Here is a 14877-nt window from a genome sequence, read left to right on the forward strand (position 1 = left end):
TCAGATTACTGCCCCATCTTTTCAGGTCTGACCCACCAGGTATCAAACCCCAGAGAGTATTTAGGCTGGATTTTAGGGAAACCGAATTTATCCCAGTAGGCCACCCTATAACTGTTGATGTGATATTGAGGGATCACATAGTGGTTCCATTGCAGTACCCGGTCCAGAGCGCGGGTTCGCAGCACCAGTTGTTCCCGGTCAGGCGCTTGAATCAGTTGCTCGATCAGATAGTCGACAGCCGGATTTTTAATGCCGATCATGTTGCGACTGCCGGGTTGGTCTGCTGTGGATGAGTGCCAGAACTCCCGTTGTTCGTTACCCGGTGATGTCGATTGGCCGAAGCCGCTGACAATTACATCAAAATCAAAACTGCGAACCCGGTTGATATATTGGGATGCATCAATAATGCGGATAGAGGGTTTGATTCCCATACGTTCCAGGTTGCGGGCAAAGGGCGCCACCACCCGTTCAAATGCCGGTTGCACCAGCAGAATCTCGAATGTCATCTGCTTGCCGTCAGGCCCCACTAACAGCCCATCTTTTAAAGTCCATCCGGCACTTTTTAGCAGCCGCAGGGCGATACGTAGCTGTCCGCGAATATTACCATCACCATTGGTCGAAGGGGCTTTGTAGACCTGGGTAAACACCTCGGGAGGCACCTGGTTACGAATCGGTTCAAGGATTTTCAGCTCTTCTTCAGTGGGCAGTTCGGTGGCCGCCATCTCCGAGTTGGAGAAATAGCTGTTGGTACGGGTATAAGCGTTATAGAAGATATTCTGGTTGGTCCATTCGAAGTCAAAGGCATAGGCCAGAGCTTCTCTTACCCGGCTGTCGGAAAAATAGGGTTTGCGGTTATTGAGTATAAACGCCTGCATGCCGGTGGGGTTTTGATGCACCTGGTTGCGGGTAATGATTTTTCCTTCATCAAACACCGCGCCGGTATAGCCGGTGGCCCACTGTTTGGACGAGGTTTCCTGACGAAAATCGTATTCACCACCTTTGAATGCTTCGAGGGCAACATTGCCGTCTTTGTAATAATCATAACGGATTGTATCGAAGTTAAAGCGCCCCCGGTTGACCGGCAGATCTGCCCCCCAGTAATCCTTGTTGCGACGATAGGTGATGCTGCGTCCGGCATCAAAACTGTCAATCAGATAGGGGCCGGAACCGACCGGGATCTCCAGCCCGGGCTTACTGAAATCGCGCTTTTCCCAGAAGTGCTTTGGTAAGATACTTACTTCGCCGACGATTAGCGCTAACTCGCGGTTTTCGTTAGCACTGAAGCTGAATTTAACCCGCCGCTCTGAAAGGGCCTCAATGTTGACGATATCCCGATAATAGGACTGGTAAAATGGAGCGCCCTGTTCACGCAGCAGCTTAAAGGTATATATCACATCCTCAGCAGTGACCGGCTGGCCGTCGCTGAAACGGGCGCTAGGGTTGAGGTTGAAGATTATCCAGCTGCGATCATCGGCGGTCTCGAGTGATTCAGCCAGCAGGCCGTAGAGTGAAAACGGTTCATCCTGTGATTTAGTCAGTAGGGAATCATAGATAAGGCCCATGCCGTCGGCAGCGGCCCCTTTAATGATAAAGCCGTTGAAACTGTCAAAGGTACCTAACGCATCTTCAGAAACACTCCCCCCCTTGGGGGCGTCGGGATTAACATAGTCAAAGTGCTCAAAGCCTGCTGGGTACTTCAGATCGCCATACATGGAGATGCCGTGCTGCGGTGAGGCAGCCTGAAGTGGGGAGGTAAGCGTGCAGATCAGAGTTGCAGATAACAGGCAGAGCGATGATATCTGCTTAGATAACTGTTTGAAATTCATCCGTAATTATCCAGCCAGATTGATAACCTGTTAATTTATAACAGGCAGATTGGGTTATAGCTAGTTATATGAGTACGGATTAGCGGTTTTGTTCAAATTCGGTGGCCAGTTCAGTCAGACGCTGATGTTGCAGTCTGCGTTTGACTTTGTCGGTTTTCATCTTATTCAGCTGAGCAGTCAGAAACTGTTGTTTTTCACTGTCGCCATTGGCCAGGCCTGAGATCAGGTCTTTATCCATCCAGTTGCAAATTTTATGGTAAATGATGAATTTAAAGAGTAACGCCGTCACTGTTGCGAAGATGATGATTCCGATACTGAGTGCGTCCATGTTCTGTCTCCAGTGGCTGGCGTGGTTAACGAACAGTAATTAACGGGCTTTAGTGATATCGACATAAAGTGTCAGGCGCTGCCCTGGCTGCAGATACTTACTCTTTTCCAGTTTGTTCCAGCGTTTAATGTCGTTGATGGACACCCGGAAACGGTCAGCGATAGTATACAGCGAGTCGCCACTACGAACTGAATAACCGATACGGCGAATCATTTGCTCATCACTGCGGCTGAGCCCCTGATTGGTTTCTGCTTTCCACATGGTCAGTGTTTGTCCAACCCGCAGAGGGTCTCCCGGTGCCATCTGGTTCCATGACGCCAGCTCCCGTACGCTGATGTTGTTCTGGTTGGCGATCTTCCAGAAACTGTCACCGGTTTTAACCTGATAGGTGGTTTTGTTGCGATCGCTCTGAGCAAGCTGAACCTGTTTCCGATTGAAACGTTGTGACTGGCTCAGGGAGTACTCACTCGAGTCATGTTTAGCGCTTGGAATCAGCAGGTATTTGCCGGCACGAATAGTGTTGTTCGTTAATTTGTTAGCTTCGCGGATCACGGCGGTGGTGGTTTTGTAGTGCTGCGCGATGGTGCTGATGGTTTCGCCCTTGCCGATTTTATGGCGTGTCCAGTTTACTCTCTGTTCCGAGGGGAGTGCGGCGAGTCGGCTACGGAACTGTTCTGCCGCTGCGGCGGGAACCAGCAGACGGTGTGGGCCATCAGGGTCGGTTGCCCAGCGGTTGAAGCCAGGGTTTAGCTGATAGAGCTCCTGCGTGGTGATTGAGCTCAGTTCTGCGGCTTGAGCCAGGTCGATCTGGCTGTCCAGTTCAACCGCTTCAAAGACCGGCTCATTTGCCAGCGGTGTCAGGATTAGATCGCTCTTTTCGGCATCACGGATAAGCCGCGATACGGCCAGTAGTTTAGGTACATAAACCCGGGTCTCTTTAGGGAGGTCAAGTGACCAGAAGTCGGTTGGGAGACCTTTCTTTTCGTTGCGGCGTATCGCTTTGGAAACATTACCTCCCCCACAATTGTAAGCTGCCAGGGCAAGTTCCCAGTCGTCAAACCGGTCATGCAGTTGTTGCAGATAGTTGAGCGCGGCCTCGGTTGAGGCGACGATATCGCGGCGTCCGTCATACCACCAACTGTTTTTCAGCCCGAAATGCTTGGCTGTTCCTGGAATAAACTGCCAGGGACCCGCGGCCCGTCCGTGGGAATAGGCGAAAGGGTCATAGGCGCTTTCTACGATCGGTAGCAGGGCAACCTCGGCGGGCATATCGCGCTTAAGTACTTCACCCAGAATGTAGTAGTAATAGCGGCTGGCCCGGGTGGCTACCCGTTGCATATAATCGGGATGCTTTTTGTACCATTCGAACTGCGCCTGTAAGCGTGGCTCGTCATTATCCAGATTGAGTTGCATATGCTGGCGCGTCAGCTGCCATAGGTCAGTCACAGATTCCGACTGATCCGGTTTCATCTTATCGGTGGTGGAGCGCATAACCTGCGGCTGGTGTTGCTGTTCTGCTGACCTTTTTTGTGCCACAGAGGGGGCTGCAGAATCAGCTGCCGGTTGCTGGCTGATAAGCTGGTTCGTCTGGCAGCCGGCAAGAATAAGCCCGGCAGTGGTGAGTACAACAAATTTTCTGACCAGCTGCATCGGCTAGGGTGCCCTGTTAAATATAAAAGGATGCATTTTATGGGGCTGCTTACAGGGGGTCAACCGTTATTACCCCCAGTCTGAGCTGCATCAATATTTGCGGTCTGATTTGGCCTGTCAGCGGCGTTCTCAGAACTGATTCTTCCATTCGCGAATAGTTGCAAAGACTGCAACCTCAGAGGTCAGAGGTCCACCGGAAAACTGTTCAGCAGATTGTCGAACCGGGGCTTCACTGTAGCGCAGAAACGGATTGATCCGCTTCTCTGTGGCGATATCTGTCGGCAGTGTTGGCTGGCCTGATTCACGCAGACGGCTGCAGTGTTCTATCGCTTCAGTGATATGAGCATTAGTTGGTTCGACCGCTGCGGCAAAAGCCAGATTGGCCAGGGAGTATTCATGTGTACAGAAAATCTGGGTGGTGTCGGGAAGTCTTCTGAAGTATTCCATCGCCCGGTGCATCTGCTCTGCGCTGCCTTCAAACAGTCTGCCGCAGCCAGCCAGAAAAAGGGTGTCACCACAAAAAAGCTGGGGCTCCTGGCCCGCATGATAATAGCTGATATGATCAAGAGTGTGGCCAGGGACTTCGCGGATAGTCAGGGTCAGCCCCAGCAGTTCGATTTGGTCACCATCGCTGAGTTTGTTGGTGATCCCCTCAAAGGGAGAGTTAGCCGGGCCGAAAACGGTAATGGCGTGTTGCTGGCTCAGCTGTGTTACACCGCCGGTATGATCATGATGATGGTGGGTGATCAGAATTGCCGTTAGTCGCAGGTTATTTTCCTTCAGGTAAAGGTTAACGACCTCCGCATCACCTGGGTCTACAACCGCAACTTCGTTACCGCCGGGTACAGTCAGAGCCCAAATATAGTTATCATTAAAAGCGGGGATTGGCATGACATTAAACATTTTAAGCCTCGGCTGTATCGAATTTGTCAGATATAGTAGTAGATTATGATGCGCTGAGGTGTTTCTGTGCGCTTCATTGGTTATAAGATTAACCTATTCAAACCGGAGCGTTAAGGGCTAATAATGTATGGGTTTTAAACAACAGCCATTGCTCGGCGAGTGGATACCTGAATTACGCAGTTGGTTTGATACGGAATTAGGCCAGCAGCTATTAGCCTCTGAGCGGGCGCTGCTTGACCGTCTGTTGCCGACCATGTTTGGTTATCATCTGCTGCAAATAAGTTTTGATAACCGGCTTGACCTGGCCAGGGAAAGCCCGGTACGTAATCAGATTCCGGTCAACCCCATTTTTGAACTTGGCTTATCGGATAGTGCAGTAATCGCCCGTAATGAAGAGCTGCCATTCGAACACAATAGTATCGACGTGGTGCTGCTTCATCATGGCCTCGACTTTGCCCAGAGTCCTCATCAGGTGTTGAGAGAATCGGCCCGGGTATTACGCCCCGGTGGTTATCTGCTGAATATCGGTTTTAATCCCATCAGTTGGTGGGGGGTGTACCGAAAGCTCAAATTTAATAAAGAAACGGTGCCCTGGCAGGGGCATTTTATTGGTCCCCAACGGATGCATGACTGGCTGGCACTGCTGGAGCTTACGGTGGTGAAAGAGTTGTCAGATTATTACCGCCTGCCTTTTGAAAAGGAGAGCTGGCGGCAGCGAGGGCGTCTGATTGATGCCATGACCCGACGCTGCTCATCTCACTGCGGTGCTTTTATGTTGCAGGTAGCCCGCAAGGATGTAGGGGGGATGACTCCGATTGAGCCGGTCTGGAAGAAACGAAAACTGATTAATTTGCCGCTGGTTGAACCATCAACCCGTGGTGCCCGAGGACGTGTGAGTGAAGAAAAAAATTAAGATCTATACCGATGGTGCCTGTAAGGGAAATCCAGGACCGGGGGGATGGGGAGCGGTATTGCAGTATGGAGAACACTCCAAAGAGTTGTTTGGTGGCGAGATGAATACCACCAATAATCGCATGGAGCTGATGGCAGCAATTGAAGCGCTGAGCATACTCAAGGAGTCCTGCGAGATCATACTGACGACCGACTCTCAGTATGTACGCAAAGGGATCACTGAGTGGCTGGCAGGCTGGAAGCGCAATGGCTGGAAAACTTCAGCAAAGAAGCCGGTGAAAAATGCCGATCTGTGGCAGCGGCTTGAAGTGCAGACTGCGCGGCATCAGATTGAGTGGAAGTGGGTTAAGGGTCATAGTGGTCACCCGGGTAATGAACTGGCAGACCAACTGGCTAACCGGGGTGTCGAACAGGCCCTGCAACTGGCGTAAGTGAACAGATAAATTATGAGACAGATTGTACTGGATACCGAAACAACCGGTATCGACCCGAAAGAGGGGCACCGAATTATTGAGATCGGCTGCGTTGAGATGATGAATCGCCGTCTGACGGGTCGAACTTACCATCGTTACCTCAACCCGGATCGGGAGATTGATGAAGAGGCGATTCAGGTGCATGGTATCACCAACGAATTTCTGGAGGATAAACCCCGCTTTGCGGAGATTCAGGATGAGTTTCTGCATTTTATTCGCGGCGCTGATCTGGTTATTCATAACGCCGCGTTTGACGTTGGTTTTATCGAGAATGAGATGAGACTGAATAATCATCAGGAGCGGGTCCACGATTTTTGTCAGGTGACCGATACGCTGGCGATAGCCCGCAAGAAGCATCCTGGGCAGAAAAATAACCTGGATGCGCTGTGTCGCCGTTACGGTATTGATAACAGCCACCGTGAACTGCATGGCGCATTGCTCGACTCGGAGATTCTCGCCGACGTTTATCTGATGCTGACCGGTGGGCAGAAAAATCTGCTGCTGGCAGGCGAGGAGGATGGTCATGATGGTGTCGATCAGGTGCGCCGCCTGGATACCTTTGCATTGAATCTCAGCGTTGTGCGGGCGGATGCAGGTGAGTTACAGGACCATGACGGCTATATCGCTCTTCTGGATGCGAAAGGTGGCAGTATCTGGAGTCAGATTGGAGTGCCAGTCAACACAGCGGATTAGCCCCGTGTAACGGTTAATCAAACATAAAAAAAGCAGGCATAATGCCTGCTTTTTTGTCACTTGAGTTAACTGTTTGCCTTACAGGAAGTGGGTTACCGCAACATAGCCTGTGATACTCATGACCAGGGTGTAGGGGAGTGCCATCCATACCATGGTGCCGTAAGAGAGGCGGATTAGTGGTGCCAGCGCCGAGGTTAACAGGAACAGGAATGCTGCCTGACCGTTTGGTGTTGCTACGCTGGGGATGTTGGTGCCGGTGTTAATCGCAATCGCCAGCAGATCAAAATGCTCCCGGGTGATTGAACCTTCCTTCAATGCCGCGAGGACTTCGTTAATATACACCGTGGCGACAAAAACGTTATCGGAAATTGCGGACAACAGCCCGTTGGCAATAAAGAAGATGCCGGGCTGAACCTTGGTGTCCATTGCCAGTACTGAGGCAATGATCGGCTGGAACAGGTGTTGCTCATGGATCACCGAGACAATGGAGAAGAACACCACCAGCAGCGCGGTAAATGGCAGGGCTTCTTCGAACGATTTGCCGATCTGATGCTCTTCTACAATGCCGTTGAAGGCAGTGAGAAGAATGATCACCGTCAAGCCGATCAGACCCACCGCTGCCAGGTGGAATGCCAGCGCCAGTACCAGGAAAATGGCAACCAGAATCTGTACAAACAGCGCCAGTTTATCTGCTTTAGTGAGTTTTTTGTCCTGCTCTGCGGCAAAGTCTTCGAGAATTGTGCGCACCGACAGCGGGATGTCGGCGCCATAACCAAACCACTTTAACTTTTCAAGTAAGATACAGGTGGCCAGACCGGCAAACAGCACCGGCATAGTGACGGGAGACATGAGGACGAAAAACTCAACAAAATCCCAGCCAGCCTTTTGTGCGATCAGCAGGTTTTGTGGTTCCCCCACCAGGGTACAAACACCCCCCAATGCGGTACCGACAGAGCCGTGCATTAGCAGGCTGCGCAAAAATGCGCGAAACTGTGCCAGCGCTTCATGATGATCTAAATGGATACTCTCATCATCACCATGATCATGCGCCTCGCTATGGAACTGCTTGCCTGATGCGACTTTGTGATACACCGCATAGAAGCCTACCCCGACGCTGATCAAAACGGCGGTGACCGTCAGGGCGTCAAGAAATGCGGATAGCAGGGCAGCGAACAGCGAAAATGTCAGGGACAGAAAAATCTTGGAGCGAATTTTCAGGAGCAGTTTGGTAAACACCCACAGAAGCATGTTCTTCATAAAGTAGATGCCTGCTACCATGAACATCAGCAGCAGAATAACTTCAAGGTTGGCAGCAACCTCATGGTACACCGTTTCCGGGCTGGCCAGTCCGATAATAATGGCCTCAAGGGCTAGCAAACCGCCGGGCTGTAACGGGTAGCATTTAAGCGCCAGCGCAAGGGTAAAGATAAACTCAAAGATCAGCGTCCAGCCCGTTACCACGGGGCCAGCGGTATAGAGAAGAACAGGGTTGAGAATCAGGAAGAATACAATGGCTTGCTTATACCAGATGGGTGAGTTGCCAAGGAAGTTCTTAATAAGCGCCTGCGTAGTGGTCATCGATAAGGGGTCCTGTGCCAATTCGGGCCTATGGAAAGTTTCTGTGCATCATGCTAATTCTAGTGATTACAGTTTTTCCAGCGTATGTTCAGTAGTTGATGTTGTTATAATTTGGACTTAGGTTAGCAGGAGTTGTGTTAAATCTAAAGCCTGCTTAACCTGTTAAGAGTACCTTAGTTTTCTGGTGACATATATGCCTGAAATCACTGTTTAATGGTCTGTTTTTGCTTAGGTTCTGCAAATATTATGAAAACTGAATACATTTATTCATCCGGTCACCGGATATGGTCTGATTCTATGGGGCGCTGGTTATTTAGTGAATCCTGTTGTGATCATAGCCTGGCGCTGGAGGAGTATGACCTGACCTTGCTACCGGAGCAGCCGATTCGTCTGATTGTGATGCCTGAAGATGTGCTGGATCATAGCGCGTCTGGTTTGCATCTGCGGCAGCTGCTGTCCCGTTCCGATGAGGCCAGCTTCCCGTTGTTATCGCGGGCGGCTCAGGTGGCTACCTGGAGCCGGGATCACTGTTTTTGTCCCCGTTGTGGTAATTCGCTGGTGCATCATCACCAGGATCTGGCTAAACAGTGTAATAGTTGTGGTCTGACTCAGTATCCACGCTTGTCTCCCTGTATTATCACTCTGATAACCCGTGGAGAGTATTGTCTGCTGGCCCATGGGGTGCGCTTTACTGAGACCCGCTACAGTACACTGGCAGGGTTTATTGAAGCGGGAGAGAGTGCAGAAGATGCGCTTTCCCGTGAAGTAAGGGAAGAGGTTGGCGTGGAGGTCAGCAATATCCGCTATTTCTGCAGCCAGTCCTGGCCTTTTCCGCACTCATTTATGCTGGGTTTTTTTGCTGATTATGTTTCAGGTGATATCGTCCCGGAGCCGGGTGAAATTGTCGATGCCCGCTGGTTTCACTATAGCGAACTGGATGATGTGCCTATCCCGCCCCCTTTTACGATATCCAGGCAGCTGATCGATGCATTCAGACAAACATGGTTAGCGGAGGATTAACTCCGCTTCTCTTTACTGAAAAATTTGCCCAGCTGGGTTGCCAGCATCACATTGCCTTCGGCTCTGAGTTTGCCGGTCAGGTAGGCGCTCATGCCATCTTTCTCGCCGGTAACCACTTTGATGAAGGTGTCGCTGGCGGTAATCAGGGTGATATCCGGGTCGGCGTGTTCACCGACCGCAACGGTCAGTTGCTGGTCCTCAATGGTGAAGTAAAAATCTTCAGCGTCGTGCAGTAAAAACTGAAACGTGGCTGATATGTTTTTGGTGTTTTCCGCTAAAAATCGGCTGGATAGCTTTTCGATAACCCGGGTGACAGTAATTGCATCAGACATGTTTGATTCAGCTCTCCAAATTTTCATTCAGTGTTATTGAGTTAGTAGGTTGTATGGTACATTACCCGACCATAAATCAATATATTGAAATGCCCAAAAGGGCTTACAGATCTGGAGTGTTTGGTGGTCGATTTTCTGGCAAGTTATGGATTGTTCCTGGCGAAAGCGCTGACGGTGGTTGGCGCCATTCTTCTTGTTGTCGTTGCAGTTGCTGCGGTGGCGTCACGGAATAAAAAAGATAGTAGGGAAGGGTATCTTAATATTCACAGTATGAATGAAACGCTGGAGGATATGGAGCATGCCCTGAAAGAGGTGGTGCTGGATGCCGAAGTCTATAAGCAGCAGCTCAAAGCGGAAGAAAAGCAGGATAAGCTTGATGCTAAGGCGCGTAAGAAAGCGCTGAAAAAAGGCAATGCTGAAGAGGCGTCTGAGCCTGAACGGAAGCGGGTGTTTGTGCTCGATTTTGATGGTGATATCAAAGCCTCAGAGCTTGAGCCGATGCGTGAAGAGATTACCGCGGTGCTGACGCTGGCCACCGAGAAGGATGAGGTGGTTGTGCGTCTGGAAAGCCCGGGAGGGATGGTTCACAGTTATGGTCTGGCATCTTCACAGCTGGAGCGGATCAAGCGTCATGGCGTTCCGTTGACGGTCTGTGTTGATAAAGTGGCGGCCAGTGGCGGCTACATGATGGCCTGTCTGGCGGATAAGATTGTGGCGGCGCCATTCTCTATTCTCGGGTCGATTGGTGTGGTTGCTCAGTTGCCTAACTTTCATCGCCTGCTGAAAAAACACGATATCGATTATGAGATTCTGACCGCCGGTGAATACAAGCGTACCCTCACCGTGATGGGAGAAAATACCGAGAAAGGCCGCCAGAAGTTTATCGAAGATCTGGAAGATACTCATAGTTTGTTTAAAGAGTTTGTTGGTGAGTATCGTCCTCAGATCGATCTGGAAAAAGTAGCCACGGGTGAGATCTGGTTTGGTCGCCGGGCGCTGGAGGTTAATCTGATCGATGAGATCTCAACCAGTGATGAATATCTGACGAAAGCCTGTGAAGAAGCGGATGTTTTTCTGGTGCGCTATGAATATAAAAAGACCCTTCAGGATCGTATCTCCGAGATGTCAATTAAAACGACTGATACGCTGTTTACCAAGTGGGCCGGACGCATTTTAAACTCACATTTACTGGCTAAGTAACCAAAATGGTAAGGGAAATACCTACATTTATCTCAATGTTGCATATAATCTTATTGTAATTGTTTCAAACATGTGAGCCTGTCTTTCTGTTTGAAACTGATGAGGTTCATAACACGATATGGAAGCGTCGATGCGACAGTCTGCAACCGCAAAGAAAATATTGTTATCTGCTGAGGCTTTGTTTGCCGAACAGGGCTTTGCAGAGACAACAATGCGGGAGATTACCAGTGCTGCTAAGGTAAACCTTGCAGCAGTTAATTATCATTTTGGTTCAAAAAAAGGTTTGATTACCGCGGTGGCAGAAAAGTATCTGACGCCGTTAGTCTCTAACCTTCAGGCTGCTCTGAGTGAGCGGCAGACGGTCAGCCATGACGAAATCATCAGCACTGAAGAGCTTCTGGAAATCCTGATGCGCACTCTGCTTCAGGTGGGCAAGTCCAGACAGTTTGCTCTGCCGGTGTTTATGCGCTTGCTGGAACTCATCTATATGAAAAATCAGGAGGAGTTGCGGGATGCAATGCTTAGTCGTTACCGCGGCGCTTTTACTGCTTTCATCGACTTGCTACGCAAAGATAGTGCGGTGATGGATGATGAAGAGTTTTTCTGGCGACTGCACTTTCTGCTCGGTTCAATCATTTTTACCCTGTCTAATTTTCAGACTTTGGTTGCCATCGAGATGCGCGAGTTTGAGCGAACTGCTGAGATTGAGCGTACACTGCATCGTATGATTCCTGTGTTGGTTGCAGGTCTGCAGGCCCGCGCAGAGCATACTCCATTTACCCGTCTATGACGGACACTGCCGCCACGCTATGCATATTCGCATATCAATAAACCGTCAGAGCCTTGAGCTTTGGCGGGGTTCTGTGTGTCTTACTACTTACCCTGTTTCAACGGCCCTGAACGGTGCAGGTGAACAAAAAAACAGCGGTTGTACTCCCCGGGGACGGCATCTGATTCGTGCCAAAATAGGTGCCGGAAAGCCTCTCAATACGGTGTTCAGGGGCCGCCGGGATAGCGGGGAGATCTATTCTGCCGAGTTGGCGGAGCGCTATCCTCAGCGTGACTGGATTTTAACCCGTATTCTCTGGTTGTCTGGCTGTGAAATAGGTCGCAATCGGTTATCCAGCGTTGATACAATGCAGCGCTATATATACATTCACGGTACGCCGGATAGTGAACCAATGGGGCAGCCTTTGTCCCATGGTTGTATCCGTATGCGCAATGCTGATGTTGCGGATCTGTTTGAGCGTGTCAGTGTTGGTACCCCTGTTTTCATAGAGTAGTTCTAATAGTAGAGTAAATACCCATGTCTGGAGCATTGATGCTGGACATCGCTGGACTGAGTTTGACGGCAGAGGATAAAGCGCTGCTGCAAAACCCTCAGGTAGGCGGTCTGATCCTGTTTAGTCGAAACTATCAGTCACCGGAGCAACTTACCCATCTGGTGCAGGAGATTCGGGCCTGTGCTCCCCGGCTGCTGATTGCCGTTGATCAGGAGGGTGGCCGGGTACAGCGTTTTCGTGAGGGCTTTACCCGTTTGCCGCCGATGGCAGTGCTGGGGGCGATTTATACTGAAAACCGGGAAAAAGCGCTGACTGAAGCGGCGGATCTGGGCTGGCTGATGGCTGCTGAGCTGATCGCGTATGGCATTGATATCAGTTTTGCGCCGGTGCTTGATCTCAACTTTGGGGTGAGTCAGGTGATTGGTGACCGGGCTTTCTCGGCCCAGCCTGAGGCGGTGGCGGCATTGGCTGGCGCGTTCATCCGGGGGATGCGTGAAGCGGGTATGGCATCGACCGGTAAGCATTTTCCTGGCCATGGCTGGGTCGTTGCCGACTCGCATCTGGAGATTCCGGTGGATGAGCGCAGTCTGAGTGAGATCGAAGCTCAGGATCTGGTGCCATTTACCACGTTGATGCAGCAAGGGTTGGATGCGGTAATGCCCGCCCATGTGATCTACCGCCAGGTGGACGAGCGGCCAGCAGGGTTCTCTCCTTACTGGATTGGTCAGCGATTACGCACAGAGATCGGTTTTGATGGGGTTGTCTTCAGTGATGATCTGACCATGGAGGGTGCCAGTGTCGCCGGTAGTTTTGAGGCCCGTGCTGCACAAGCCCTGGAAGCGGGTTGCGACATGCTGTTGGTATGTAATAATCGTCCCGCTGCGTTACAGGTGTTGAGCTATCTGGAAGCGGCAGAGCATCCTGGATCTGAGCGTATTCAGCGGATGAGTGCCAGCGGCTGTAACAATATCGGGGAGATCCGCAGCACTGAGCGCTGGCAGCGCGCAGCAGACCTAGCTTGCCAGTTAATCAATATTTAATAGACCTATCGGAGCGATTCAATGCAGGAGCAGATTGCGCAAACCTTCGCTGAGCTGGGATTATCCGGCTATGCAGACGCCTGGGTTTTGCAGGTTTTTGTGGTTGTGTTTCTTACCATGCTGGCTAACTTTATCTCTAATCGGGTGTTTCTCCGTTTAGAGGTTCAGCTGGCAAAAACCCGCAATGTCTGGGATGACATCCTGCTGCATGCTGCGCGCCGTCCAATTGCGCTGTTGATCTGGGTGCTTGGGCTGAGTCTGGCATTTGAGCTGACAGACCCTGCTGACGACTCTGTGCTGGTCGGTCTGGTTGATCCGCTGCGCAGGGGGCTGGTGATTGTCATGATTGCCTGGTTCCTGATCCGCTTCATTCGTCAGGCGGAAGGTGCGCTGGTGAGTGAAGATAAAGTTAAGAACCCGATGGATGAAACCACTGTCGGTGCGTTGGGCAAGCTGTTGCGCCTTTCGATCATCATTACCGCAGTTTTGGTTGTGCTGCAGACCTTTGGCTATAGTATTTCCGGAGTGTTGGCCTTTGGCGGTATCGGTGGTATCGCGGTGGGTTTTGCGGCCAAGGATCTGCTGGCAAACTTCTTTGGTGGCCTGATGATCTATCTCGATCGGCCGTTTAAGGTGGGAGATTGGGTGCGTTCTCCGGACAAAGAGATCGAAGGCACGGTAGAAAATATTGGCTGGCGGCTGACCTGTATACGAACATTTGATAAGCGGCCCCTTTATGTACCCAACGGTACGTTCGCCAGTATCTCGCTGGAAAACCCTTCGCGGATGTCCCACCGCCGGATCTATGAAAAGATCGGTCTGCGTTATGAGGATTCTGCGTTGATTGCTGGGGTGATTGACGATGTCAGAGAGATGCTGTTAAACCACCCTGAGATTGCCAGTGATCAGACGCTGATTGTTAATCTCAACAGTTTTGCCCCATATTCGCTGGAGTTCTTTATCTATACCTTCACGAAAACCACCAACTGGGTGCATTTTCACGAAGTTAAGCAGGATGTAATGGCGCAGATTATCAGAATTGTTCATGAGCATGGGGCTGATTTTGCCTTTCCGACTCAGACGATTCATCTGGATGGCAGTGAGCCTCCGGCAGAGCTGGTTCAGTAATTTTTTCCGGGGTGCCTCAGCGAGGTGCTCCTTTGTTTGCCCGGCAGGGCGTTGGAGGTTGTGTGGCTGTTGAGCAGAGTAAGCTGGATCTGATTGCGGGATATGATGCGGAGCAGCGCTTCGATTATATGGTTAGTCGGGTGGTTGAAACCGGCGAGATATGGATCCTTACCGATGAGCATGGCAGTGTGATGCTGAATACCGATGATGAGGATTGTGTGCCGGTGTGGCCTGATCTGGAATTTGCAGAACAGTGGGCAACCGGCGAATGGTCTGCTTGTGAAGCGATGCCCATCACGCTGCAGCAGTGGAATCATCGCTGGACTCCGGGCCTGGAGGAGGATGGCTTTGCGGTGGTGGTATTCCCGTTGCCGGGTGAGGGCAATGATGAGGACGGTCTGGTAGTCTGGCCTGAAGAGCTGGATATGATGCTCACCCGTGAGGTAAAGCGGTCGAGAAAAAAGTAACGATCCAGGTCTGGATAAAAAAAACGGAGCACCTGCGCTCCGTT

At 50.9% G+C, this 14877-nt stretch carries 16 protein-coding genes; 10 read left to right on the forward strand and 6 right to left on the reverse strand.

Annotated features, from left to right (window positions below; translation table 11 throughout):
• Positions 1 to 5: 5 nt before the first annotated feature.
• The 4 genes from ACQY8X_RS01070 to gloB all read right to left on the reverse strand — a co-directional run bounded on the left by ACQY8X_RS01070 (position 6) and on the right by gloB (position 4707).
• Positions 6 to 1826, reverse strand: coding sequence for an extracellular solute-binding protein (locus ACQY8X_RS01070; protein WP_428033285.1), 1821 nt, complete (start codon positions 1824 to 1826; stop codon positions 6 to 8).
• A gap of 79 nt (positions 1827 to 1905) precedes the next feature.
• On the reverse strand, positions 1906 to 2154 hold the full coding sequence (locus ACQY8X_RS01075; RefSeq protein ID WP_428033286.1) for a hypothetical protein: 249 nt from the start codon (positions 2152 to 2154) through the stop codon (positions 1906 to 1908).
• A 39-nt stretch (positions 2155 to 2193) separates the two neighbouring features.
• Positions 2194 to 3804, reverse strand: a complete 1611-nt coding sequence (locus ACQY8X_RS01080; protein ID WP_428033287.1) for a LysM peptidoglycan-binding domain-containing protein — start codon at positions 3802 to 3804, stop codon at positions 2194 to 2196.
• A 129-nt stretch (positions 3805 to 3933) separates the two neighbouring features.
• A complete protein-coding gene (gene gloB, locus ACQY8X_RS01085) occupies positions 3934 to 4707 on the reverse strand; it encodes a hydroxyacylglutathione hydrolase (protein ID WP_428033288.1) in 774 nt (257 codons plus the stop codon).
• A gap of 127 nt (positions 4708 to 4834) precedes the next feature.
• Between gloB and ACQY8X_RS01090 the strand changes: the two genes are divergently transcribed.
• Genes ACQY8X_RS01090 through dnaQ form a run of 3 tightly spaced genes read left to right on the forward strand, consistent with a single transcriptional unit; the run spans position 4835 to position 6785 of the window.
• Entirely contained in the window at positions 4835 to 5620 is a 786-nt protein-coding gene (locus ACQY8X_RS01090; protein WP_428033289.1) for a class I SAM-dependent methyltransferase, read from the forward strand.
• Positions 5604 to 6050 (forward strand): ribonuclease HI, encoded by a 447-nt coding sequence (rnhA, locus tag ACQY8X_RS01095; protein WP_428033290.1) that lies wholly within the window; start codon positions 5604 to 5606, stop codon positions 6048 to 6050. The genes ACQY8X_RS01090 and rnhA overlap by 17 nt, the downstream gene beginning before the upstream one ends.
• Positions 6051 to 6065: 15 nt before the next feature.
• A complete protein-coding gene (gene dnaQ / locus ACQY8X_RS01100) occupies positions 6066 to 6785 on the forward strand; it encodes a DNA polymerase III subunit epsilon (RefSeq protein WP_428033291.1) in 720 nt (239 codons plus the stop codon).
• 78 nt (positions 6786 to 6863) lie between these two features.
• On the opposite strand, the gene nhaB is transcribed toward dnaQ, so the two are convergent.
• The gene (gene nhaB / locus ACQY8X_RS01105; protein ID WP_428033292.1) at positions 6864 to 8363 is read right to left on the reverse strand and encodes a sodium/proton antiporter NhaB; all 1500 of its coding nucleotides are present in this window, start codon (positions 8361 to 8363) and stop codon (positions 6864 to 6866) included.
• Between the two features lie 246 nt (positions 8364 to 8609).
• Between nhaB and nudC the strand changes: the two genes are divergently transcribed.
• Entirely contained in the window at positions 8610 to 9383 is a 774-nt protein-coding gene (gene nudC, locus ACQY8X_RS01110; RefSeq protein WP_428033293.1) for an NAD(+) diphosphatase, read from the forward strand.
• Here nudC and ACQY8X_RS01115 read toward each other — a convergent pair.
• Positions 9380 to 9715 carry an SCP2 sterol-binding domain-containing protein gene (locus ACQY8X_RS01115; RefSeq protein ID WP_428033294.1) on the reverse strand — a complete coding sequence of 112 codons (336 nt, stop codon included), beginning with the start codon at positions 9713 to 9715 and terminating at the stop codon, positions 9380 to 9382. The genes nudC and ACQY8X_RS01115 overlap by 4 nt on opposite strands.
• Before the next feature lie 123 nt (positions 9716 to 9838).
• Here ACQY8X_RS01115 and sohB point away from each other — a divergent pair, with 123 nt between their 5' ends.
• The 6 genes from sohB to ACQY8X_RS01145 all read left to right on the forward strand — a co-directional run bounded on the left by sohB (position 9839) and on the right by ACQY8X_RS01145 (position 14833).
• A complete protein-coding gene (sohB, locus tag ACQY8X_RS01120; RefSeq protein ID WP_428033295.1) occupies positions 9839 to 10915 on the forward strand; it encodes a protease SohB in 1077 nt (358 codons plus the stop codon).
• A gap of 130 nt (positions 10916 to 11045) precedes the next feature.
• Entirely contained in the window at positions 11046 to 11705 is a 660-nt protein-coding gene (locus ACQY8X_RS01125; protein ID WP_428033296.1) for a TetR/AcrR family transcriptional regulator, read from the forward strand.
• A 19-nt stretch (positions 11706 to 11724) separates the two neighbouring features.
• Positions 11725 to 12198, forward strand: coding sequence for a L,D-transpeptidase family protein (locus tag ACQY8X_RS01130; RefSeq protein WP_428033297.1), 474 nt, complete (start codon positions 11725 to 11727; stop codon positions 12196 to 12198).
• Positions 12199 to 12236: 38 nt separating this feature from the next.
• Positions 12237 to 13238, forward strand: coding sequence for a beta-N-acetylhexosaminidase (nagZ, locus tag ACQY8X_RS01135; RefSeq protein ID WP_428033298.1), 1002 nt, complete (start codon positions 12237 to 12239; stop codon positions 13236 to 13238).
• A gap of 21 nt (positions 13239 to 13259) precedes the next feature.
• Positions 13260 to 14366, forward strand: coding sequence for a mechanosensitive ion channel family protein (locus ACQY8X_RS01140; RefSeq protein WP_428033299.1), 1107 nt, complete (start codon positions 13260 to 13262; stop codon positions 14364 to 14366).
• 62 nt (positions 14367 to 14428) lie between these two features.
• Positions 14429 to 14833 carry a DUF2750 domain-containing protein gene (locus tag ACQY8X_RS01145; protein ID WP_428033300.1) on the forward strand — a complete coding sequence of 135 codons (405 nt, stop codon included), beginning with the start codon at positions 14429 to 14431 and terminating at the stop codon, positions 14831 to 14833.
• Positions 14834 to 14877: the final 44 nt, after the last annotated feature.

The sequence above is a fragment of the Amphritea sp. genome (genome assembly GCF_050300915.1).
GTDB lineage: Bacteria > Pseudomonadota > Gammaproteobacteria > Pseudomonadales > Balneatricaceae > Amphritea.

What these genes read in the sequence shown, in the direction of transcription:
- gloB (WP_428033288.1), bottom strand. Translation starts at nt 4,707, where the DNA reads ATGTTTAATGTCATGCCAATCCCCGCTTTTAATGATAACTATATTTGG.
- ACQY8X_RS01090 (WP_428033289.1), top strand. Translation starts at nt 4,835, where the DNA reads ATGGGTTTTAAACAACAGCCATTGCTCGGCGAGTGGATACCTGAATTA.
- ACQY8X_RS01115 (WP_428033294.1), bottom strand. Translation starts at nt 9,715, where the DNA reads ATGTCTGATGCAATTACTGTCACCCGGGTTATCGAAAAGCTATCCAGC.
- nudC (WP_428033293.1), top strand. Translation starts at nt 8,610, where the DNA reads ATGAAAACTGAATACATTTATTCATCCGGTCACCGGATATGGTCTGAT.
- ACQY8X_RS01070 (WP_428033285.1), bottom strand. Translation starts at nt 1,826, where the DNA reads ATGAATTTCAAACAGTTATCTAAGCAGATATCATCGCTCTGCCTGTTA.
- ACQY8X_RS01130 (WP_428033297.1), top strand. Translation starts at nt 11,725, where the DNA reads ATGCATATTCGCATATCAATAAACCGTCAGAGCCTTGAGCTTTGGCGG.
- nagZ (WP_428033298.1), top strand. Translation starts at nt 12,237, where the DNA reads ATGCTGGACATCGCTGGACTGAGTTTGACGGCAGAGGATAAAGCGCTG.
- dnaQ (WP_428033291.1), top strand. Translation starts at nt 6,066, where the DNA reads ATGAGACAGATTGTACTGGATACCGAAACAACCGGTATCGACCCGAAA.
- nhaB (WP_428033292.1), bottom strand. Translation starts at nt 8,363, where the DNA reads ATGACCACTACGCAGGCGCTTATTAAGAACTTCCTTGGCAACTCACCC.
- ACQY8X_RS01125 (WP_428033296.1), top strand. Translation starts at nt 11,046, where the DNA reads ATGCGACAGTCTGCAACCGCAAAGAAAATATTGTTATCTGCTGAGGCT.
- ACQY8X_RS01080 (WP_428033287.1), bottom strand. Translation starts at nt 3,804, where the DNA reads ATGCAGCTGGTCAGAAAATTTGTTGTACTCACCACTGCCGGGCTTATT.
- ACQY8X_RS01075 (WP_428033286.1), bottom strand. Translation starts at nt 2,154, where the DNA reads ATGGACGCACTCAGTATCGGAATCATCATCTTCGCAACAGTGACGGCG.
- ACQY8X_RS01140 (WP_428033299.1), top strand. Translation starts at nt 13,260, where the DNA reads ATGCAGGAGCAGATTGCGCAAACCTTCGCTGAGCTGGGATTATCCGGC.